General features: G+C 64.3%; 19 protein-coding genes. 7 read left to right on the top strand and 12 right to left on the bottom strand.

From position 1 onward, the window contains the following. From SOQ14_RS10300 to pgi, 6 genes are all read right to left on the bottom strand, one after another. Positions 1-519, bottom strand: coding sequence for a hypothetical protein (locus tag SOQ14_RS10300; protein WP_322898017.1), 519 nt, complete (start codon positions 517-519; stop codon positions 1-3). Next, the gene (locus SOQ14_RS10295; RefSeq protein WP_322898016.1) at positions 516-2,048 is read right to left on the bottom strand and encodes an acyl-CoA carboxylase subunit beta; all 1,533 of its coding nucleotides are present in this window, start codon (positions 2,046-2,048) and stop codon (positions 516-518) included. The genes SOQ14_RS10300 and SOQ14_RS10295 overlap by 4 nt, the downstream gene beginning before the upstream one ends. A gap of 93 nt (positions 2,049-2,141) precedes the next feature. Further along, complete coding sequence (gorA, locus tag SOQ14_RS10290) at positions 2,142-3,497, bottom strand: glutathione-disulfide reductase (RefSeq protein ID WP_322898015.1); 1,356 nt, start codon at positions 3,495-3,497, stop codon at positions 2,142-2,144. Positions 3,498-3,558: 61 nt separating this feature from the next. Then, positions 3,559-5,067, bottom strand: a complete 1,509-nt coding sequence (locus tag SOQ14_RS10285; protein ID WP_322898014.1) for a DEAD/DEAH box helicase — start codon at positions 5,065-5,067, stop codon at positions 3,559-3,561. A gap of 196 nt (positions 5,068-5,263) precedes the next feature. Next, on the bottom strand, positions 5,264-5,995 hold the full coding sequence (locus SOQ14_RS10280) for a CDP-alcohol phosphatidyltransferase family protein (protein WP_322898013.1): 732 nt from the start codon (positions 5,993-5,995) through the stop codon (positions 5,264-5,266). Between the two features lie 126 nt (positions 5,996-6,121). Beyond that, positions 6,122-7,663, bottom strand: coding sequence for a glucose-6-phosphate isomerase (gene pgi / locus SOQ14_RS10275; RefSeq protein ID WP_322898012.1), 1,542 nt, complete (start codon positions 7,661-7,663; stop codon positions 6,122-6,124). Between the two features lie 51 nt (positions 7,664-7,714). Between pgi and lepB the strand changes: the two genes are divergently transcribed. The 3 genes from lepB to era all read left to right on the top strand — a co-directional run bounded on the left by lepB (position 7,715) and on the right by era (position 10,294). Further along, the gene (lepB, locus tag SOQ14_RS10270; protein WP_322898011.1) at positions 7,715-8,569 is read left to right on the top strand and encodes a signal peptidase I; all 855 of its coding nucleotides are present in this window, start codon (positions 7,715-7,717) and stop codon (positions 8,567-8,569) included. Then, positions 8,566-9,264, top strand: a complete 699-nt coding sequence (rnc, locus tag SOQ14_RS10265) for a ribonuclease III (protein WP_322898010.1) — start codon at positions 8,566-8,568, stop codon at positions 9,262-9,264. Before lepB ends, rnc begins: the two co-directional genes overlap by 4 nt. Positions 9,265-9,373: 109 nt before the next feature. Continuing rightward, on the top strand, positions 9,374-10,294 hold the full coding sequence (era, locus tag SOQ14_RS10260; RefSeq protein ID WP_322898009.1) for a GTPase Era: 921 nt from the start codon (positions 9,374-9,376) through the stop codon (positions 10,292-10,294). Between the two features lie 179 nt (positions 10,295-10,473). On the opposite strand, the gene SOQ14_RS10255 is transcribed toward era, so the two are convergent. From SOQ14_RS10255 to plsY, 5 genes are all read right to left on the bottom strand, one after another. Continuing rightward, a complete protein-coding gene (locus tag SOQ14_RS10255; protein WP_322898008.1) occupies positions 10,474-10,971 on the bottom strand; it encodes a response regulator in 498 nt (165 codons plus the stop codon). A gap of 107 nt (positions 10,972-11,078) precedes the next feature. Further along, positions 11,079-11,378: a hypothetical protein gene (locus tag SOQ14_RS10250; protein ID WP_322898007.1), complete on the bottom strand. Its 300-nt coding sequence runs from the start codon at positions 11,376-11,378 to the stop codon at positions 11,079-11,081. 72 nt (positions 11,379-11,450) lie between these two features. After that, positions 11,451-13,994 carry a type I DNA topoisomerase gene (topA, locus tag SOQ14_RS10245; protein ID WP_322898006.1) on the bottom strand — a complete coding sequence of 848 codons (2,544 nt, stop codon included), beginning with the start codon at positions 13,992-13,994 and terminating at the stop codon, positions 11,451-11,453. Between the two features lie 94 nt (positions 13,995-14,088). Then, positions 14,089-15,228: a DNA-processing protein DprA gene (gene dprA / locus SOQ14_RS10240; protein WP_322898005.1), complete on the bottom strand. Its 1,140-nt coding sequence runs from the start codon at positions 15,226-15,228 to the stop codon at positions 14,089-14,091. A 16-nt stretch (positions 15,229-15,244) separates the two neighbouring features. Continuing rightward, complete coding sequence (gene plsY / locus SOQ14_RS10235) at positions 15,245-15,826, bottom strand: glycerol-3-phosphate 1-O-acyltransferase PlsY (RefSeq protein WP_322898004.1); 582 nt, start codon at positions 15,824-15,826, stop codon at positions 15,245-15,247. Between the two features lie 71 nt (positions 15,827-15,897). Between plsY and SOQ14_RS10230 the strand changes: the two genes are divergently transcribed. From SOQ14_RS10230 to SOQ14_RS10215, 4 genes are all read left to right on the top strand, one after another. Continuing rightward, a complete protein-coding gene (locus SOQ14_RS10230; RefSeq protein WP_322898003.1) occupies positions 15,898-16,662 on the top strand; it encodes a LuxR C-terminal-related transcriptional regulator in 765 nt (254 codons plus the stop codon). A gap of 51 nt (positions 16,663-16,713) precedes the next feature. Then, positions 16,714-17,511: a glutamate racemase gene (murI, locus tag SOQ14_RS10225; protein WP_322898002.1), complete on the top strand. Its 798-nt coding sequence runs from the start codon at positions 16,714-16,716 to the stop codon at positions 17,509-17,511. 137 nt (positions 17,512-17,648) lie between these two features. Next, positions 17,649-18,869 (top strand): 5-aminolevulinate synthase, encoded by a 1,221-nt coding sequence (gene hemA / locus SOQ14_RS10220; protein ID WP_322898001.1) that lies wholly within the window; start codon positions 17,649-17,651, stop codon positions 18,867-18,869. A gap of 85 nt (positions 18,870-18,954) precedes the next feature. Further along, positions 18,955-19,647 carry a nitroreductase gene (locus SOQ14_RS10215; RefSeq protein WP_322898000.1) on the top strand — a complete coding sequence of 231 codons (693 nt, stop codon included), beginning with the start codon at positions 18,955-18,957 and terminating at the stop codon, positions 19,645-19,647. On the opposite strand, the gene SOQ14_RS10210 is transcribed toward SOQ14_RS10215, so the two are convergent. Further along, positions 19,644-20,402, bottom strand: a complete 759-nt coding sequence (locus SOQ14_RS10210; RefSeq protein ID WP_322897999.1) for a hypothetical protein — start codon at positions 20,400-20,402, stop codon at positions 19,644-19,646. The genes SOQ14_RS10215 and SOQ14_RS10210 overlap by 4 nt on opposite strands. Between the last annotated feature and the right edge of the window lie 82 nt (positions 20,403-20,484).

The following is a 20,484-nucleotide window of genomic DNA, read 5'->3' as shown; positions in this document are numbered from 1 at the left end:
CTAAGATTTCTCCAATTCCATCTTCGGCACGTTGTCAGCAAGATGCTTGCGTAAGTCCGAAACGAATTTTGATCCCCGCTGCTGGTGCTTGATCGCCATCACCATCGGCAAACTTTTGAGCACGCTAAGCCCTGCTTCGCCATCCTTCAGCGCAGCTTCAGTTGTAGTGCCAACCCACTTTATGAACTCGAGGTTTTCTGTCTCAAACGTATCGATCAGCTGTAGAGCGGTCGGAAAGTAGATCGCTGCAATTGCCCGCACGCGTCCGAGTTCAGGAACCGGCTTGCCTTCAACCGTATCGTCTTGCATCTTGGCAACGGCAGCCAAGCTTGCTGCTTGAGACTTGGCAACAAACTGATCTAGCTCATCAAAGAGCTCCTCCGCCTTAGATCGCAAGATAGCTCGGTCGTCGCGGTCAGCCCGCCATTTTTCGTGCTTACGCTGAAAGAATGGACCGACGAACGTCCCCGCGAGTGCAAGCAACCCTCCGGCTAGAACTTGGATGACGCCCTCAATCATAGCGGAATATTATCATGCTTCTTCCACGGGTTCTCCAACTGCTTCGTCCGCAGCTTCCTTAGCCCCAAGGCGATCCGCCGCCGGGTCGAGTGCGGGTGGATCACCTCATCGATATAGCCCCTCTGCGCCGCCACGAAGGGGTTGGCGAAGCGGTCTTCGTATTCCTTGGTCCGCTCGGCGATCTTGGCGGGATCGTCCTTTTCCTGGCGGAAGATGATCTCCACCGCGCCCTTGGCGCCCATCACCGCGATTTCGGCGGTGGGCCAGGCGTAGTTGAGATCGCCGCGCAGGTGCTTGCTCGCCATCACATCATAGGCCCCGCCGTAAGCCTTGCGGGTGATCACGGTGATCTTGGGCACGGTCGCCTCGGCATAGGCGAAGAGCAGCTTCGCGCCGTGCTTGATGATCCCGCCCAGTTCCTGCGCGGTGCCGGGGAGGAAACCGGGGACGTCGACGAAGGTGATGATCGGGATCTCGAAGGCGTCGCAGAAGCGCACGAAGCGCGCGGCCTTCTTGGAAGAATTGATGTCGAGCACGCCGGCGAGCACCATCGGCTGGTTCGCCACCACGCCCACGGTGCGGCCTTCCACTCGGCCGAAGCCACAGATGATGTTCCCCGCATGGGCCGGCTGGATCTCGAAGAAATCGCCCTCGTCCAGCACCTTGGTGATCACCTCGTGCATGTCATAGGGCTGGTTGGCGTTGTCGGGGATCAGCGTGTCGAGGCTGTTGTCGATCCGGTCCCACGCGTCGGCGGTGGGGAGCACGGGGGCCTCGTCGCGGTTCGACAGCGGCAGGAAGTCGAAGAACCGGCGGGTGGCGAGCAGCGCCTCGACATCGTTCTCGTAGGCGAGATCGGCGACCGAGGTCTTGGTGGTGTGGGTGATCGCGCCGCCCAGTTCCTCCTGTGTCACCACCTCGTTGGTCACGGTCTTCACCACATCGGGGCCGGTGACGAACATATAGCTCGAATCCTTCACCATGAAGATGAAGTCGGTCATCGCCGGCGAGTACACCGCCCCGCCCGCGCACGGCCCCATGATGAGGCTGATCTGCGGGACGACGCCGCTCGCCAGCACATTGCGCTGGAACACCTCGGCATAGCCGCCAAGGCTGGCGACGCCTTCCTGAATCCGCGTCCCGCCCGAATCGTTCAAACCGATCACCGGCGCGCCGACCTTCATCGCGGTCTCCATCACCTTGCAGATCTTCTCGGCGTGGCGCTTGGACAGCGAGCCGCCGAACACGGTGAAATCCTGGCTGAAGACATAGACCAGCCGCCCGTTGATCGTGCCGCTGCCCGTCACCACCCCATCGCCGGGGATGCGCTGGCTCTCCATGCCGAAATCGATGCAGTCATGCTCGACATAGGTGTCGATCTCTTCGAAGCTGCCTTCGTCGAGCAGCACGTCGAGCCGCTCGCGCGCGGTCAGCTTGCCCTTGGCATGCTGCGCTTCGATGCGCTTGGCCCCGCCGCCCATGCGGGCAGCTTCGCGGCGGCGTTCCATCTCGGCGATATTGGCAGACATTCCATTCCCCTTGGATATTTGCGCACGGCGTTGCCGTTTTGCGCGGCAAGCGTCAACGTGTCAAAAACGCGAACGCGCCGCCGCTGCATCAGCTCATTTGAACAGCACCAGTTCTTCAGCCATGGTCGGGTGGATCGCGCAGGTGGCGTCGAAATCGGCTTTGGTCAGACCGGCCTTCACCGCAATCGCGGCGGCTTGCATGATTTCGGGCGCATCCGGCCCGATCATGTGAATGCCAACCACCCGATCATTCGCGGCATCGACGATCATCTTGTAAAGCGCGCGCTCGGAACGGCCCGCCACCACATGCTTCATCGGGCGGAAATCGGCCTGATAGACGCGGACCGAGCCGAGCTGGTTACGCGCCTCGCTTTCCGTCATCCCGACGGCGGCAATCGGCGGATGGCTGAACACGGCTGAAGGCACGCAGCTGTGATCAACCGCATAGGGCGCGCCCTTGCCGAAGACGGAATCCGCAAAGGCCTGCCCTTCGCGGATCGCCACCGGGGTCAATTGCACGCGGTCGGTCACATCGCCGACGGCGTAGATGTAATCAATGTTGGTCTTGCTGAAGGCATCGACCTTGATTTGCGCCCGCTCGCCCAGTTCGACGCCGACGGTCTCGAGCCCGAGCCCTTCGATATTGGGCACCCGGCCTGTCGCCACCATCACGCAATCGAAGACGCGTTCATCCTGCCCGGTCAGCTTGACGCGCAGGCTCCTGTCATCCTGCTTTTCGACATATTCGAATTGCGCCCGGAACAGGAATTCGATGCCCTTGACCATTGCAATTTGCAGCAGGCGATCGCGCACGGCCTCATCGTAGCCGCGCAGGATCGTGTCCGAGCGGTTGGCGATCGTCACCTTGCTGCCGAACTGGTTGAAGATGCCCGCGAACTCATTGGCGATGTAGCCGCCGCCCGCAATCAGGATGCGGCGCGGCAGGCTGTCGAGGTGAAACGCCTCGTTCGAGGTGATGACATGTTCGTGCCCCGGGAATTCGGGGATATGCGGGCGCGCGCCGGTGGCGATGAGGATGGTCTTGGCGGTGACAACCCTGCCGCTCGCCAGCGTGATCTGGTGATCGCCGGTGATGGTCGCACGCTCGGTAAAGACGGTGACATTGTGATTGGAGAGCGTCTGGCCATAGAGGCCTTCGAGCCGGGTCACATCGGCCTGCACATGATCGCGCAGTTTGATCCAGTCGAAGCTTTTGCCTGCAATCGTCCAGCCGAACCCGGCGGCATCTTCGAGGTCTTCGGCAAAATGCGCGCCATAGACGAGCATTTTCTTGGGCACACAGCCCCGGATGACGCATGTGCCGCCGACCCGGTATTCCTCGGCTACGGCCACGCGTGCCCCATGGGCCGCCGCCACCCGGCTGGCGCGCACGCCGCCCGATCCTGCACCAATGGTGAAAAGATCGAAATCGTAGTCCTGCTCCGCCACAGCGCTCTCCTGATTGAGTCAGGAGGCGCTATGGCCGAGAGCAGGCCCTATGCCAAGATGATCAGGCGCTGGCGGAACGCGGACGGCCGCCACCGCCACCGCCCCTGGCACCGCCGGGACGACCGCGACCACCCGCACCGCCACGGCCTTGGCCCTGGCCTTGACCACGGCCTTGCCCCTGACGCGGGCCGCCTCCGGCGCGATCGCCGCTGGGCTTACCCTGCGGCTGACCCTGCGATTGACCATGCGGCTTACCCTGCGGCCTGCCCTGCGCGCGGGCATCCTGCGGACGGCGTTCACCATCGGCGCGGCGTTCGCCCCGCTGATCGCCTTGCGGCTTGCGCTGACCAACCGGGCGCGGCTGCACCCGCTTCATCGGCACGCGCGGTGCAGGCTTGGTCGGGCCTTCGCCTTCCACCACGGCGCGGAAATTATCCGGCAACGGCAGACGGTCGAGCTCTGCGCCGGTGACCTTGCGGATATCCTTGAGATAAGCGCGTTCATCCTCGGCGCAGAAAGCAATCGCCACGCCTTCCTTGCCCGCCCGCGCGGTGCGGCCAATGCGGTGCACATATTGTTCGGGCACATTGGGCAATTCGTAATTGATCACATGGCTTACGCCCGGAATGTCGATCCCGCGCGCGGCCACATCGGTCGCGATCAGAACCGGCACCTTGGCCTTGCGGAATTCATCCAGCGCGCGCTGGCGCTGCACCTGTGATTTGTTGCCGTGGATCGCGTTCGAGGGAATGCCGGCATGCGAAAGCCGCTTCACCACGCGGTCGGCGCCATGCTTGGTGCGGGTGAAGATGAGCACACGCTCAAACACGCCGGGCACCTGATGGCGGCCTTGCAGGATCATTTCGAGCAGCGCCTGCTTTTCATCCTGCTGCACCATGAAGAGGTACTGGTCGATCCGTTCGGCGGTGGTGCTTTCAGGCGTGACCGACACCTGCACCGGGTTGCGGCAATAGCCGCCGACAAGTTCCTTGATCGCCTTGGGCATGGTGGCCGAGAAGAACAGCGTCTGGCGATCAGCCGGCGCGAGTTCGCGGATCTTGCGCAGGGCGTGGATGAAGCCGAGATCAAGCATCTGATCGGCTTCGTCGAGCACGAGGATCTCGATACCCGACAGGTTGAACGCCTTCTGATCGACCAGATCGAGCAAGCGACCGGGCGTGGCCACCAGAATATCGGTGCCGCGATGCAGCTTGTTGCGATCCTTGCCCACCGAGGTGCCGCCAACGATCACCGCCACCTTGAGACCGGCGAGCGCGCCGTAATCCTTGGCGCTATCGGCAATCTGCACCGCCAGTTCGCGCGTCGGGGCCAGCACCAGCATGCGGCAGGATTTGAAGGGGATCTGCTTGTCGTTTTCGCGCAGGCGATCAATCGCCGGCAGCATGAAAGCCGCGGTCTTGCCGGTGCCGGTCTGGGCAATGCCGAGCAGGTCGCGCCCCTTCAGCACGGGCGGGATCGCCTGCTGCTGGATCGGGGTCGGCGTGGTGTAGCCCTTGAGATCAAGCGCCTGTAGAACGGGCTGCGACAGCCCGAGATCTTCGAAAGTCATGAAGTATTACTCGCAATATATGCGGCGCGCGTCTGCACAAGGCGACGCGCGGCGCGGGGGTCAAACCACCCGCGTGAAAAGGGAAGTCCTTGGGAAAACCGGAACGCGGCCGGGGCGGATACTTTTCACATGTCCGCCGCTTCACGCTGGCTAGCGCGTTTCGATGAGCGGCCTCTGGGCGCTTATCGCCGTAAAGTCAAGGCTGACGCCATTCCCCGTTGCGCGGCGGCTCCATCACGGCAAGCCGCCGCGAGGTCACCATGGTCTGCAACACGAACAATACGATCAGGATCAGCCCGACCCCGCCGGTAAAGATATCAAAGCCGTTGATCGAGCCGAACGGGGTCTCCCAGCGCGGCGCATCGGGGCCCGCCACCATCATCATGATGGTGAAGGCCAGCAGGATAAAGCGCAGCTCTGTCGGCCCGGCGTTGAGATAGGACAGCTTCAGCTCGCCCAGCACCCGCACCGACAGGAAGGCATGGATCGACAGCAGCAGATAGCCCGTCAGCGCCACCAGCGCGAATTCCATCGCGACGTAAGGCGTCATCCCGATCCCGACCACCACGAGGGTTGTCGCCAACCCGTCGCAGCTGTGATCGAGGAAATAGCCATAACGCGGCCGTTCGATCTGGCGGAAGCGCGCAAGGCTGCCATCGGTGCTGTCGCCCAACCACTGGACGAAATAGCCAGCCATTGTCAGCCACAGCCAGCCATCGCCGAAATTGCTCGAAGCATAGCCGGCAAACACCATGAACGCGCCGACCATGCCGACGCCGGTCAGCATATCGGGCGTGACCCACGCCGGAAAGCGGGCGCACAGCCAGTTGAGAATGCGACGTTCGCTGCGGGCCAGCAGGTTTTCCTGCACCCGGTTGATCGGCGTTGGCTGGGATGGGTTATCCGCAGCGCCTTGCGCTTGCTTCAATGAAGCGGTCCTTGATCTGTCGAGCCACCTGCAACGCGCAAGCGGGGTTGGGGGTATCCTGCAATAGGACTGTAACAATGTTACGGCAAGCCCGCCGCGCCCGCTTCATCCCCCGCCGCTGTGTGCCTAGCGCAAACCGGCCGCTATCATCAGCGCCGTGGTGCTCGGATCAAAGGCTTCCTCGCCGCTGTCGATGGCCTTGGCCATGGCCTTGCCCAGCTCGACCCCGAACTGATCGAAGGGGTTGATCCCCATCAGCACGGCATTGGCGAAAGTGCGGTGTTCGTGAAAGGCGATCAGCGCGCCGAACATCGCGGCATCGAGATCATCGACCAGGAACGTCGTCGACGGACGATCCCCGGGATAGCTACGCGCCGGATCTTCCGCCGCCTTGCCCGCCATCAGCGCTGCGCCTTGGGCAAGGCAGTTCATCAGCAGATTGCGGTGATGCGCCGGGTCCAGCGCGTTGCCCGGCGCGATGCTGGCAATGAAATCGACCGGGATGAGATGCGTGCCCTGATGCAGCAGCTGGAACACCGCATGCTGGGCATCGGTCCCCACCCCGCCCCATGTCACCGGGGCCGTCGGGCCGCTGACCGCGCTGCCATCGGCCAGCACGCCCTTGCCGTTCGATTCCATTTCAAGCTGTTGCAGATAATCAGGCAGCAGCTTGAGCCGTTCATCATAGGCGAACACCGCGCGGGTCTGGCAGCCGCGCAAGCGGGCGTAATACTGATCCGCAAAGGCGGCCATCAGCGGGCCATTGGCGCGCCCTTCGGCGGTGCGGAAATGATCATCCACCGCCTTGGCCCCGGCGAGCATCGCGGTGAATTCCTCCATCCCGACCGCCAGCGCCACGGGAAAGCCGATCGACGACCACAGCGAATAGCGCCCGCCAACACTGGCAGGGAACGGCAGCACGCGGGTTTCATCGACGCCCCACTCCACGGCCTTTTCAGGCGCAGCGGTGAGCGCGATCACCCGCCCGCCGGGATCGGCCACGCCATGATCCGACAGCCATTTCAGCGCGCTGGCGGCGTTGGTCATCGTCTCGATGGTGGTGAAAGTCTTGGAAGCGATCGCGATCAGCGTCGTCGCCGGGTCGCAGGCGGCAAAGGCCTGTTCGAGCGCAAGGCCATCAATATTCGAGACGACATGGACATCGACCAGCGCCAGATCGCGGGTCAGCGCATCAATCGCGAGCGCCGGGCCAAGCGCCGAGCCACCGATCCCGATATGGATCAGATGCTTCACCTCGCCCAGCGCGCCTTCGTGGATGGCCTCGACCAGCATGCCCATCCGCGCGAGCAGGGCTTCGGCTTCCTCGACTTGCGCCGGCGTGCCGCTGCCCCGCATCGCGCTGTGGGTGGCGGCGCGATCTTCGGTGACATTGACAATCCCGCCATCGAACAGCGCGGCGCGCGCGGCGGCAAAATCGCATGCTTCGGCCAGGTCCTCAAAGGCTGCGAGCGTATCGGCGTGAAGATGGGTTTTCGACCAGTCGATCAGCATGGTGGTGGGCGCGACCTCATCCCCGGCGATGGCAAGCCGTAGCGTCATCGCTTCCACCCGCCCCGGATCGGCCGCGAACAGCGCTTGCAAGCTTGGTGTCGGCATCGCTGCCAGCCGCTGCCAAATAGCCGCTTGCTCTGCTGCTGTTGATCCCATGGTCTCACATCCCTTTGCGCGATTGTGCCGGTGCGCGTAAGGGGGTTGGGCATGGATGTTAAGCCCCAATCTTTACAGCGCGGCGCGCCGCTTGGCGAACCGCTTGATGATCGACGCGAGCCTGCCGGGCGCGAAGGGCATGGCAGCTTTGCGCTGTTCCTGGTGCAATTGCTGCTGGCGGTGCTGATCTTCCGCAGCTTTATCTTCTCGCCCTTTACCATCCCTTCGGAAAGCATGGTGCCCCGGCTCGTCAACGGCGACTATCTGCTGGCGGCCAAGTGGCCTTATGGCATTTCGGCCAACTCGCTGCCGTTTCGCCTTCCCCTGCCCGACGGGCGCCTGTTCCCCGGCACACCGGCACGCGGGGATGTGGTGATCTTCAAGCATCCGGTCGATGGCACGGATTATATCAAGCGCGTGATCGGCCTGCCGGGCGACACCATCGCGGTGGTGCAGGGCCAAGTCGTGCTCAACGGCGCGCCCCTGCCCTTGCAAGCGACCCGCGATTTCGAGATCGCGCTCTCCCCCAACACTGCCTGCGCATGGGGGGGCGAGGAAGCCCTGCGCACCGATGGCACCAGCATCTGCAAGTATCAGCGCTTCATCGAAACCCTGCCGGGCGGGCGCCGCCACGCCGTGGTCGATTTCGGGCCATCCAGCGCGGATAATTACGCGCCTGTCACGGTGCCGGCCGGCGCGCTGTTCGTAATGGGCGACAACCGCGACAATTCGCAGGACAGCCGTTTCCCCGCAGCGGCCGGGTTCGGCGTGGGCATGGTGCCGATGAACAATCTGGTGGGCCGCGCCAGCATCATCGCGTGGTCAACCGATGGCAGCGCCGAATGGCTCAAGCCGTGGACCTGGTTTACCGCTGCGCGCTGGGACCGGATCGGGACGACACTATGACCCAGCTCGAACCGCAGACCCGCGAATGGCTAGCCGCGCTCGGGTTCCGGGTGGCGGAAGAGACGCGCTGGCTCGAAGCGCTCACCCACGGCAGCTTCAACGGCAACAGCGGCAGTCCCAACGAGGCGATGGCGCGCGATTACCAGCGGCTTGAATTTCTCGGCGACCGGGTGCTCGGGCTGGCGGTTGCCAGCTGGCTCTACCGCGCCGGTGACGGGCCGGAAGGCAAGCTGTCGCAGCGGCTCAACGCACTGGTCAGCGGCACCACCTGCGCACGGATTGCGCGGCGGATCGGCGTGCCCGATCACATCCGGCTGGGCAAACAGGCGCGCGATGATGGCGGCAAGGATAGCGACAAGATCCTTGGCGACGTGATGGAAGCCCTGATCGGCGCAAGTTTCGTCGAACAGGGCTTTGATGCCACCCGCGATGTGATCTACCGCCTGTGGGCGGACGAGCTGGAAGGCGATGTCGGCCGCGCCAAGCACCCCAAAAGCGCCTTGCAGGAATGGGCGGCAGGCAATCGCCGGGCCATGCCGGTTTACGAGGTGGTCGAGCGCAGCGGGCCGGATCATGCGGCGCGTTTCACCGTGCGGGTCTCGATCCACAAGGTCGGCGCGGCTGAAGCCAGCGCCACCAGCAAGGGCGAGGCCGAAAGGCTCGCCGCCAAGGCCTTTCTCGAACAATTCGGATAAGCCAGCCTCGCTCCCCCTGCGCGTATCGCAGGGCTGTCCTTTGCTTAGGCCGCGATGCTAGAACAGAAACCGCCGGGCTTCGACCCGTTCAGCCCCAACGGAAGTTATGATGGAAGAAACCAATACCCCCACCCGCTGCGGCATGGTTGCCGTGATCGGCGCGCCCAATGCGGGCAAATCGACCTTGGTGAACCAGCTTGTCGGCCAGAAGGTCGCGATCACCAGTGCCAAGGCGCAGACGACGCGCGCGCGAATGCTCGGCATTGCGCTGCACGAATGCGATGGCGCCGCGGTGCAGATGATCCTTGTCGACACGCCGGGCATCTTCGCCCCGCGCCGCCGCCTTGACCGCGCGATGGTGAACGCGGCGTGGGAAGGCGCGGAAGCCGCTGATGCCGTGCTGCTGATGGTCGATCCGATCAAGCAGCGCCGCCACGAGCTGGAACCGCTGCTCGAAGCGCTGGCCACCCGGCCCGAACGCAAGATCCTCGTCCTCAACAAGGTTGATCGCGCCAAGAAGGAACCCTTGCTGGCGCTGGCGCAGGAGCTTGCGGGCAAGGTGGATTTTGCCGAAATCTTCTTCGTTTCCGCGCTCACCGGCGAAGGCGTGGGTGAGCTGAAGGACACGCTTGCCCGCCTGATGCCCGAAGGCGCATGGATGTATCCCGAAGATCAGGTTTCGGATGCCTCGGAACGCCTGCTGGCCGCCGAGATCACCCGCGAACAGCTCTACCAGCAGCTCCATGAAGAACTGCCCTATGACAGCGCGGTGCGGCCCGAGAAATACGAAGTCCGCCCCGATGGCAGCATCGAGATTCACCAGCAGATCGTGGTTGCGCGGGATACCCAGCGCGCGATCGTGCTGGGCAAGGGCGGCTCGCGGATCAAGGCGATCGGTGAGGCGGCGCGGAAGGAACTGGCCGAAGTGCTGGGCGTGAAAGTCCACCTGTTCCTGCACGTGAAGGTGCAGGAGAACTGGGCCGAGGACAAGGAATTGTTCGAGGAAATCGGGCTCGACTGGGTGCGGTGAGCGCAGTGGAGCGTTGCCGCTTCTCCCCTCCCCGTGGGGAGGGGTTGGGGGTGGGGGTTCGACACCAGCGGGCGTGGCACACCCATCCCCAGCCCTTCCCTCTAGGGAAGGGAGTTTGCAGCGCGAAGTGAGAGCGGAGTGCCAATCCCCCGATCACGTCCGGGGCGACGAAGGGTTTCTTACCCCCGCCCCAGCTTCTCCAGCTTTGCCTTGAGGGCCGCTTCGTCGAACGGCTTGACGATATAGTCATCCGCGCCCGCCGCGATGCCATCATGGATGTCCTTGGCTTCCCCGTTCGAGGTGCAGAACACCACCACCGGCTCCTTGGGCGTCGGGATCGCGCGCAGCTTGCTGACGAATTCGATCCCGTCCATCTCGGGCATGTTCCAATCGGTCAGCACGAGATCGGGCATCGCCTGCTTGCAACGGGCAAGCGCTTCCTCGCCATTCTCGGCCTCGACCGCGACATAGCCAAGGCTGCGCGCGATCTTGGAGGAAACCTTGCGGATCACGCGGCTGTCATCGACGATCAGGCAGACCCGCGCGGTCGCGGCGGGCACCGTGCCCGGCGCAAACCGATCACGCATCGCCTTGGCCGCTGCCACAATCGCGGCGGTATCATCCTCCGGGGCCTCACTGGCGCGCGGCGGCGCCCCCGCTTCGGCAGCGGCGGGCATGGCATCTGCCGCGGCATGCGCCTGTGCGCCCTCGCTGGCCGCCAGCTTTTCCGCCAGCGTCTTGCCTTCCAGCCCCGCACGCCGATACGGGCCGGTGTTGCGTTTGATCAGATTTTGAATGGCTCGACCTCCCCCGCATAGGCGCCAAAACCGGCATCGAAGGACGCGAATTGCGCCGCTTCAGGCTCCCCCGCCGCGCCTTCGCCCGGTGTGATGCGAACATGCAGATAGGGCATCCAGACATCGCCGAATTCGGCCTTCTGGTACCACACATCAATCACATCATAGCTCGCCCACATGCCATCGGGTTCGCGCAGACGAATGCCTTCCCCGATCCGTGGCACGGCAGCAAAGCGCAGCCGCGACTGGCTTTGATGGGTCTCGTTCTGGACTTCAATCTCGATCACGTTGGCGGTCCCCGGTCTTGGAGAATCGTGATAAGCGCCAAAACTTGACGATTTACCAACGCCCGCGCGCAATCATGCTTTGGCTGACGATTTCCCCGCGGCAGCCTTCTTTTTGGGAGCGGCCTTTTTCTTGGCCTTGCCCTTGGCTGGCCCCTTGGCTGCGCGGGCATCAATCAACGCAATGGCGGCGTCGAGCGTGACGTCTTCGGGCTTGGTGTCCTTGGGGATCGTCGCGTTGGTGGTGCCATCGGTCACGTAAGGGCCATAGCGGCCCGGCATGACCTTGATCTCACCGCCGCTCACCGGATGCGCGCCGAGCGTGGCAATCGCTTCCGCCTTGCCGCGCGCCGCGCCTGCTCCGCCCCGATTGGCGGCCTGGGCGAGGATATCGACCGCGCGGTTCATGCCCACTTCGAACACCTCGCGGGTGTTCGTCAGCTTCCCGTACTTGCCATCGTGGCGCAGATAGGGGCCATAACGCCCGATATTGGCTTCGATTTCCAGCCCGGTATCCGGGTGCGCGCCGATGATGCGCGGCAGATCAAGCAGCTTCACCGCCCAATCGAGATCGAAATCATCGAGATCCTTGGGGATACTCGCGCGCTTGGCTTCGGAACCCGAACCCATCTCAACATAGGGGCCAAAGCGGCCGGTCTTGCGGACAATGTCGATGCCGGTGTCGGGGTGCTGGCCCATCACGCCATCTTCGGCGCTTGTCTCGCCCGCCCCACCCGGCTGGGCAAAGCGGCGGGTGTATTTGCATTCGGGATAATTGGCGCAGGCCACAAAGGCGCCAAACCGCCCGCCCCGCAGCGATAGCCGGCCGCCCGCGCGCCCTTCGCTCGCACAAAGCGGGCAATCCCGCGGATCAGCCCCATCCTCACGCGGTGGGAACAGGAAATCGGAGAGATATTCATCCAGCGCCTCGGTCACTTCCGAAGGCAGCTTCTCCATCACCTCGTCGGCCTTGGGCTTGAAATCGCGCCAGAAGCGGGCGAGCAGCGCCTTGTAATCCTCACGCCCGTCGGAGACGACATCAAGCTCGTCCTCCATCCCGGCGGTGAAATCATAGGCGACGTAATCGGGGAAGAAGCGTTCGAGAAAGGCTGTCAGCAGCCGCCCGCTTTCCTCGGCAAAGAAACGGTTTTTCTCCATCCGCACATAGGCGCGGTCACGCAGGGTCTGGATGGTCGAGGCATAGGTCGAAGGTCGCCCGATGCCGAGTTCCTCCAGCCGCTTGACCAGCGAGGCTTCCGAGAAGCGTGGCGGCGGCTGGGTGAAGTGCTGGGTGGCTTCAACCCCGCGCTTGGCCGGGGTGTCACCAGCCTTGAGCATCGGGAGCAGGCCATCTTCATCCTCGTCGGAATCGTCAAAACCTTCCTGATAGACCGCAAGGAAACCGGCAAAGCGGATCACCTGCCCGGTGGCGCGCAATTCGTGCTGCCCGGTGGCATCGCGCAAGGTGACGGTGGTGCGTTCAAGCTGCGCGGCGGCCATCTGGCTCGCCATCGCGCGCTTGAAGATCAGGTCATAAAGCTTGGCCTCGTCACCCGAACCAGCCCGTTCGCGCGTGAAATCGGTCGGACGGATCGCCTCGTGGGCTTCCTGCGCATTCTTGGCCTTGGTGCTGTAGAAACGCGGCTTTTCGGGCAGATAGGCGCTGTCATAGCGCGCGCCGATGGCCTCGCGCAGGGCAGCGATCGCGCCTGCATCCATCTGGACGCCGTCCGTCCGCATGTAGGTGATGGCGCCTGCTTCGTAGAGACTCTGCGCGAGCCGCATGGTGTGCTGCGCGGAATAGCCGAGCTTGCGCGCGGCTTCCTGTTGCAGCGTCGAGGTGGTGAACGGCGGCGCGGGATTGCGCTTCAGGGGCTTGGTCTCAACCCCTTCGACGGTGAAGCGCCCGGCTTCGACGGCAGCCTTGGCTTCGAGCGCGATCCCTTGTGCGCCGAGCGAAAGCTTGTCGAGCTTTTCGCCCCGGAACCGCACCAGCTTGGCCGTGAAATCAGTGCCGTCATGCTGCAATTGCGCGACGACTGACCAATATTCATCCGCACGGAAGGCTTCAATCTCGCGCTCGCGATCAACGATCAGCCGCAGAGCCACCGATTGCACGCGGCCAGCACTCTTGGCGCCCGGCAGCTTGCGCCACAGCACGGGCGACAGCGTAAAGCCGAACAGGTAATCGAGCGCGCGGCGCGCCAGATAGGCATCGATCAGCGGCTTATCGAGCTGGCGCGGGCGCGCCATCGCTTCGGTGACGGCCTGCTTGGTGATGGCGTTGAAGGTGACCCGATCAACCGCTTTCGGCAGCGCCTTGCGCTTGGCCAGCAGCTCCTGCACGTGCCAGCTGATGGCCTCGCCCTCGCGATCAGGGTCAGTCGCCAGCACCAGCCGGGTCGCGCCCTTGGCGGCATCGGCGATTTCCTTGAAGCGGCTCTGCTTGTCGCGGTAGAGCTCCCACTCCATCGCGAAATCCTCATCAGGCTTCACGCTGCCATCCTTGGGCGGCAGATCGCGGACATGGCCATAGGACGCGAGAACCTTGTAGTCCTTGCCGAGATATTTCTCGATGGTCTTGGCCTTGGCGGGCGATTCAACGATGACAAGTTGCATGAGAGCGACCGAAAATCCCTTACGTGTGTGTACGCGCGAGAGTGGGGCCGCGATTTATGCCCGGTCAAGAGGCGATACAAGGGCCCGGGGCAGATTACGTCGCGCGGCTTACCAACCCTCCGGCATGGCGGATGATCTCGCCTGCCAGTTCCAGTTCGAGCAGCGCCCAATGCACCGCCGCCGGGTTGGCGCCGGATTGCCGGATCAGGTCATCAATGCTGACAGGCGCCGTGCTGAGCAAGCTCGCGATCACCGCCGCACCCTCGCCCGGCTCTGCCTCCGCCAGTTCGGCATAATCGAAACCGCCGGCATCATCGGCGACGCGAAAGCGTGAACGCGGCGCGCCGGTAAAGCTCTGGAGCAGTTCGATCACATCCTCGGGGGTTTGCACCAGTACCGCGCCTTCGCGGATCAATTGATTGCACCCCAGCGCCCGGCCATCGAGCGGTGAGCCGGGAATGGCCATGACCTCGCGCCCGGCCTCTCCGGCAAGGCGGGCGGTGATGAGGCTGCCCGATTGCGGCGCGGCTTCGACCACCAGCGTGCCCAGCGCGAGCCCGGCGATGATGCGGTTGCGCGAAGGGAAATGCCGCCCGCGTGGCTCGGTGCCGGGGGGTTGTTCGGCGATCAGAAGCGCATCTGTTGCAATGCGCTCCTGCAAGTCGGTGTGCTGCGGCGGGTAGGCAATGTCGATCCCGCTGGCGATCACCCCGATGGTCTTGGGAAAAGCGCCTTCATGCGCCGCGCCATCGATCCCGCGCGCCAGCCCTGAAACCACGGTGAAGCCTGCTTCGGCGAGCGCAGCGGCGAAATCGCGCGCGAGCTTCACGGCAGCGGCGCTGGCGTTACGCGCCCCGACCAGCGCCACGCAAGGCTCCCCCGCCAGCGCCAACCGCCCGCGACAGGTGAGGATGGGCGGCGCGGATTCAAGCTCGGCCAGCAGCGCGGGGTAATCGGGTTGATCGTGGAAGAGATAGCGCGCACCCGCGCGGCGCACCGCGGCCACTTCGCCTTCGATCATGTCGGCGCTGGCGGGCCGATATGGCCCCCTGCCCCGGCTGGCGAGATCGGGCAGCGCATCGAGCGCCGCAGCAGCCGTGCCAAAGCGCGCCAGCAACTGGCGATAGGAAATCGGCCCGATATGCGGCGAGCGCAACAGGCGGATCCGGGCAAAGGCCTCGACCTGACTGAGTTGGGGGGAGGAAGGCTCCCGCTGCGACCCGGGCCCTTCCATCAGATGTCGCTTCTTATCATGATTTGGCGCCCACCTTCGGCTCCTCACCGCGCATCAGGCGGCCGATATTGGCGCGGTGCTGGATGAGGACGATCACGGCGATGGCAACCAGCGGCGCCATGACCTCGGGGTAGCCGAGTCCCCACGCCACGAGCGGCGCAGCGACGACTGTCGTCATCGAGGACACCGATGAAATCCGGCTCACGGCCAGCACTGTCGCCCAGATCGCCGCACAGGCGAGCATCGCGGGCCATGCCAACGCGGCCAGCACGCCTGCGGCGGTGGCAAATCCCTTGCCCCCCTTGAAAGCGAGCCATGGCGTGAAGCAATGTCCCGCAACTGCTGCAACAGCGACAATCCCTTCGGTGCCGGGCCAGAGGTGCGCTGCTGCCAGCACCGGCAGCGCACCCTTCGCCGCATCGAGCAGCACGGTGGCCGCCGCCAGACCCTTGTTGCCGGTGCGCAGCACATTGGTTGCGCCAATGCTGCCGCTGCCGATCTTGCGGACATCGCCGAGCCCGGCTGCGCGCGTCAGGATGAGCCCGAAGGGGATCGAGCCGCACAGAAATCCCAGCACAGCAGCAAAAACAGGTTCCATAGCGCGCGAGCCCTCTCCTTACTGTCCGGCCGTACTTTGCCTTGCGTTCGCTAGCAGTTACTCTGCCCGCCATGGAAGCCAAAAACGGTGCGAACAACCCCATCACGACACTGACCGAGCGCGAACGGCAGGCCTTGCGCGGCTGGCTGGAACACAAGACTGCCAAGGAAATCGCGCTCGACCTTGGGGTTTCGCATCATGCGATCGAAAAACGGCTGAAGACCGCGCGGCTCAAACTCGGCGTTGCCTCCTCGCTCGAAGCGGCGCGCCTGCTGGCCGAAGCCGAGGCCCTACCGGGCAGGTACCAGCCAGCCGGAGCCCAGCTTTCGGAGGTTCCCTTAGCAGCGCAGGAGCGGCAGCAATGGCGCCCTCAACCACGCACCATGGGAGCTTTTGCCATGCTATTCACCATCGTCGCTGCAATCGTGCTGTCACAGCAAGCCACGCCGCAGGCCGCCAGCCCTCCCGCTGCCACCAGCAGCGCCGAGGAACGGATTGCCGCCTCCACCCGCCGGACTTTCAATCTGCTCGACGAGGACCGCTCGGGCTTTCTTGAACCGCCCGAATCGCCGATCATTCAATTCGCGGTAATCGACAAGCAAGAAACCGCCGCTGCCGTGGCGCGTGTCCTGAACGAGGCCCGCGCCGAGAGGCAAGGCAAACCGGCTATTACCACAAGCGGCTTGAAGCTCGCCGGGTCAGCCCGCGCCGAAGAGTTCTACCGCGAGGCCGACCGCGATGGCGATGGCAAGGTGAGCTACACGGAATTCCACCAATGGTCCGCCGCGCAGCTTGCTAGCATCGGCATGGATCTGGCCGCCGCCAGCAAGCCCTGAGCCAGCGCGGCAGTTGACCTTGCACAGCGCCTCGGCCATCGCCGCAAGGCCATGGTCGACGCGTCCACCCCTATCCTGATTTTCGATTCCGGCGTTGGCGGGCTGACGGTCTATGACGCGCTCCAGCCGTTGCTGCCGCAAGCCCCGGTGATCTACGCGGCCGATCTCGCCGGGCTGCCCTATGGCAGCAAGACCGAGGCGCAGATCGCCGCCCGCGTCGCCGGGTTGCTGGGACGCATGGCCGAACGGTTTCGCCCGCGCCTGGTCTGCATTGCCTGCAACACGGCCTCGACCATCGCGCTCGGCATGGTGCGCGAAGTGCTGGAAGTGCCGGTGGTGGGCACTGTCCCCGCGATCAAGCCCGCCGCCGCGCTCACAAAGACCGGCACCATCGGCCTGATCGGCACCGAAGCGACCATCCGGCAGGCCTATGTCGACAGGCTCGAAGCCGAATTCGCCAATGGCACACGCCTGCTCAGGATTGCAGCCCCCGCCTTCGTCAGCCTTGCCGAAGCCAAGCTGCGCGGCAAGCCGGTTGATCTCGCGCCGGTGCAGGCGATTGCCGAACAGCTGCGCGCCATGCCCGGCGGCAAGGCGATCGATACGCTGGTGCTCGCCTGCACCCATTTCCCGCTGCTGGCGGACGAGCTGACCGCGGTGTTCCGCCCCGAGGTCGCGCTGGTCGATGGTGCGCAGGGCATCGCCCGGCGGATCGTGCACCTTCTGGAGGGGCAGGATTTTGCCCGCCATGGCCCCAACCGCTTTGTCGTGACCGGGCCGGTGACAGCCGCCGAAGGGCTGGACAACGCGCTGGCCGCGCGCGGGTTCGGGCCGGTCGAAGCGTTCTGACCGCACCGCCGCCGCTTGCGAGCCGCTCGCAAACATCGCGGTGGCAAAATTTTCCCGCGGCTCCTAGATAGCCTCACGAAACCTTTGGGCTGCACGGTGGTTTGATCCCACACGAGAGACAAGACGAGCTGCGCCACGTGAACTACGATCAGATCTTCGATGCCGCGATTGACCGCCTTCACGAGGAAGGCCGCTATCGCGTCTTCATCGATATCATGCGCAACAAGGGCGCTTATCCCAACGCGCGATGCTTTCACGGGCATAACGGGCCCAAGCCCATCACCGTGTGGTGTTCGAATGATTACCTGTGCATGGGCCAGCATGAAAAGGTGATCGGGGCGATGGAAGCCGCGCTCCATGATGTCGGCGCAGGCAGCGGCGGCACGCGCAATATCGGTGGCAACACGCATTTCCACCTCGAACTCGAAGCCGAACTGGCTGATCTCCATGGCAAGGATGCAGCGCTGCTGTTCACCTCGGGCTATGTTTCGAACGACGCGACGCTTTCGACCCTGACCAAGCTGCTGCCGGGCTGCGTGATATTCTCCGACGAATTGAACCATGCCAGCATGATCGCCGGCATCCGCAATTCGGGCTGCCCCAAGCGGGTGTTCCGCCACAATGATGTGGCGCATCTCGAAGAACTGCTGGCGGCGGAAAACCCCGACACGCCCAAGCTGATCGCCTTTGAAAGCGTCTATTCGATGGATGGCGATGTCGCCCCGATCCACGCGATCTGCGATCTGGCCGAGAAATACAACGCGCTCACCTATATCGACGAAGTCCACGCGGTCGGCATGTATGGCGCGCGCGGCGGCGGCATTTCGGAACGCGATAATGCCGCACACCGCATCGACATCATCGAAGGCACGCTCGGCAAGGCGTTCGGGGTGATGGGCGGCTATATTGCCGCCAATGCCAAGGTGGTGGATTGCATCCGCTCCTACGCGCCGGGCTTTATCTTCACCACCTCGCTTTCGCCGGTGCTGGTGGCGGGCGTGCTTGCTTCGGTGAAGCACCTCAAGGAAAGCAGCATCGAGCGCAATGCCCAGCAACAGGCTGCCGCGATGCTCAAGCTGAAATTCGCCGAAGCGGGCCTGCCGGTGATGGATTCGGTCACCCATATCGTGCCGCTGATGGTGGGCGATCCGGTGCGCGCCAAGAAGATCAGCGACATCCTGCTCGCCGAATATGGCGTCTACGTGCAGCCGATCAATTTCCCCACGGTCCCGCGCGGGACCGAGCGTCTGCGCTTTACCCCCGGTCCCAACCACACCGAAGCGATGATGGACGAGCTGACAGCAGCGCTGGTGGAAATCTGGGACCGGCTCGAACTGCAACTCGCCGAAGCGGCCTGATCCGCAGCGCCGTGCCGTAGCGCCCTTTGTCCGGACGCGCGGCTGCGCTAGCACCCCTCCCGATAGACAGATTCGGGAGAGAGAGATGAGCGGCAACCCCCAGCAGACCTATGCCGAGGTGGTCCTCGGGCGGCGTTCGATCCGGGGCTATCTGAACAAGCCGGTGCCGCGCGCGCTGATCGAAGAGGTGCTGACGCTTGCCATGCGCTCGCCGACCTCGATGAACACCCAGCCGTGGCATTTCCATGTCATCACCGGCGCGCCGCTGGATCGCATCCGCAAGGGCAACACCGAGAACATCCTCGCCGGGGTTCCCGACAGCCGCGAATTCCGCCGGGGTGAGGCCTTTGCCGGTGTCCACCGCGAACGGCAGGTCGAAGTCGCCAAGCAGCTTTTCGCCGCGATGGGTATCGCGCGGGATGACAAGGACGCGCGGCAGGATTGGGTGCTGCGCGGCTTCCGCCAGTTCGATGCACCGGTGTGCGTGATCGTGACCTATGATCGTGAACTGGGCGGCTCTGACGACACGGCGTTTGATTGCGGCGCGGTGACAACCGCGCTGGTCAACGCGGCGTGGAGCAAGGGGCTTGGCTGCGTCATCAATTCACAGGGCATCATGCAAAGCCCGGTGGTGCGTGAACACGCGGGCATTCCCGATGATCAGGTGATCATGAAAGCGGTGGCGATGGGCTGGCCCGATCCCGATTTTCCCGCCAATGCGGTGGTCAGCCACCGCAAAAGCGTGGCCGAAGCCGCACGCTTTATCGGGTTTGACTAAGAGCGTTCGGGGGCAGGCTTGCCAGGCTGATCCGCGGCAGACGCCGCAGGGCTCGCCGCGTCAACTGGCGGGGCAGGATAGTGCCATACCAGCGCCGAGAAGCCGAGCCATGCGGTGAACATCACCAGATAGGGCCAGCGGCGCGGCCATAGCCTCGCCACCAGATGCGTTGCAGCGGCCGTCCCGACGAGCGCCGCCAGCGCCGCGCCAGCCGCGATGATCGGCGTTCCGGCCAGCGCTATCTGGATCGACACGCTCGCCCATTGCGCGGGCAGCAAGACCAGCAACCATGCCGGCAAGGCAGCGGGCAGCGCCATGGCGGTGGCAAGGATCGCAACCTCACCCGTCACCACAAACACCGCGATCCACCAGCCCTTGTCGCCAGCAGAGCGGGCGAACAGCGCGCCGCGCACGGCAAAGCTCAGGCTGGCGATGATCATCGCGAGCGCGCATGGCAAGGGATGGCCGATCAGCGGCAGGCCAAGGGCCCAGCCCAGCCCAAGCAGCCCCGCTCCGTTCAGCAGGGCGCACAGCACCCCGATCCGCATGCTTGCCGCTGCCGCTGCGCCGATCATGCCAACCCCCATGAGGCCGACAGCAAGGATCGGGCCGCCAAGCGCAATGATCGGCCCATCGCCAGCACGGGCATCCAGCAGCCACATCGCCGCCCACGGCGCCACAACACCGAAGAGGACAGCAGACAGCCACGCCAGGCGCGCGCTGCTATGGGACTGTGCGGAGTGCTGCGTCATCATGCAACAACCCGCGAGGAACAAAGGCGCACGGGCGATATAACCAACGCGGCCGCCATCCCGGCTTGCACCGGAATGACGGCCG

Source organism: Erythrobacter epiphyticus (assembly GCF_034653295.1).
Lineage (GTDB): Bacteria > Pseudomonadota > Alphaproteobacteria > Sphingomonadales > Sphingomonadaceae > Erythrobacter.
The sequence above is the reverse complement of the archived record's forward strand: the minus strand, read 5'-3'. Positions and strand labels throughout refer to the sequence as shown.

Excerpts from the sequence above, each read along its gene's own strand:
- SOQ14_RS10300 (WP_322898017.1), bottom strand. The coding sequence starts at position 519 with ATGATTGAGGGCGTCATCCAAGTTCTAGCCGGAGGGTTGCTTGCACTC.
- topA (WP_322898006.1), bottom strand. The coding sequence starts at position 13,994 with ATGCAACTTGTCATCGTTGAATCGCCCGCCAAGGCCAAGACCATCGAG.
- murI (WP_322898002.1), top strand. The coding sequence starts at position 16,714 with ATGGTCGACGCGTCCACCCCTATCCTGATTTTCGATTCCGGCGTTGGC.
- SOQ14_RS10210 (WP_322897999.1), bottom strand. The coding sequence starts at position 20,402 with ATGATGACGCAGCACTCCGCACAGTCCCATAGCAGCGCGCGCCTGGCG.
- plsY (WP_322898004.1), bottom strand. The coding sequence starts at position 15,826 with ATGGAACCTGTTTTTGCTGCTGTGCTGGGATTTCTGTGCGGCTCGATC.
- SOQ14_RS10285 (WP_322898014.1), bottom strand. The coding sequence starts at position 5,067 with ATGACTTTCGAAGATCTCGGGCTGTCGCAGCCCGTTCTACAGGCGCTT.
- pgi (WP_322898012.1), bottom strand. The coding sequence starts at position 7,663 with ATGGGATCAACAGCAGCAGAGCAAGCGGCTATTTGGCAGCGGCTGGCA.
- SOQ14_RS10295 (WP_322898016.1), bottom strand. The coding sequence starts at position 2,048 with ATGTCTGCCAATATCGCCGAGATGGAACGCCGCCGCGAAGCTGCCCGC.
- SOQ14_RS10255 (WP_322898008.1), bottom strand. The coding sequence starts at position 10,971 with ATGCCCGCCGCTGCCGAAGCGGGGGCGCCGCCGCGCGCCAGTGAGGCC.
- SOQ14_RS10215 (WP_322898000.1), top strand. The coding sequence starts at position 18,955 with ATGAGCGGCAACCCCCAGCAGACCTATGCCGAGGTGGTCCTCGGGCGG.
- era (WP_322898009.1), top strand. The coding sequence starts at position 9,374 with ATGGAAGAAACCAATACCCCCACCCGCTGCGGCATGGTTGCCGTGATC.
- rnc (WP_322898010.1), top strand. The coding sequence starts at position 8,566 with ATGACCCAGCTCGAACCGCAGACCCGCGAATGGCTAGCCGCGCTCGGG.
- dprA (WP_322898005.1), bottom strand. The coding sequence starts at position 15,228 with ATGGAAGGGCCCGGGTCGCAGCGGGAGCCTTCCTCCCCCCAACTCAGT.
- lepB (WP_322898011.1), top strand. The coding sequence starts at position 7,715 with ATGGATGTTAAGCCCCAATCTTTACAGCGCGGCGCGCCGCTTGGCGAA.
- SOQ14_RS10230 (WP_322898003.1), top strand. The coding sequence starts at position 15,898 with ATGGAAGCCAAAAACGGTGCGAACAACCCCATCACGACACTGACCGAG.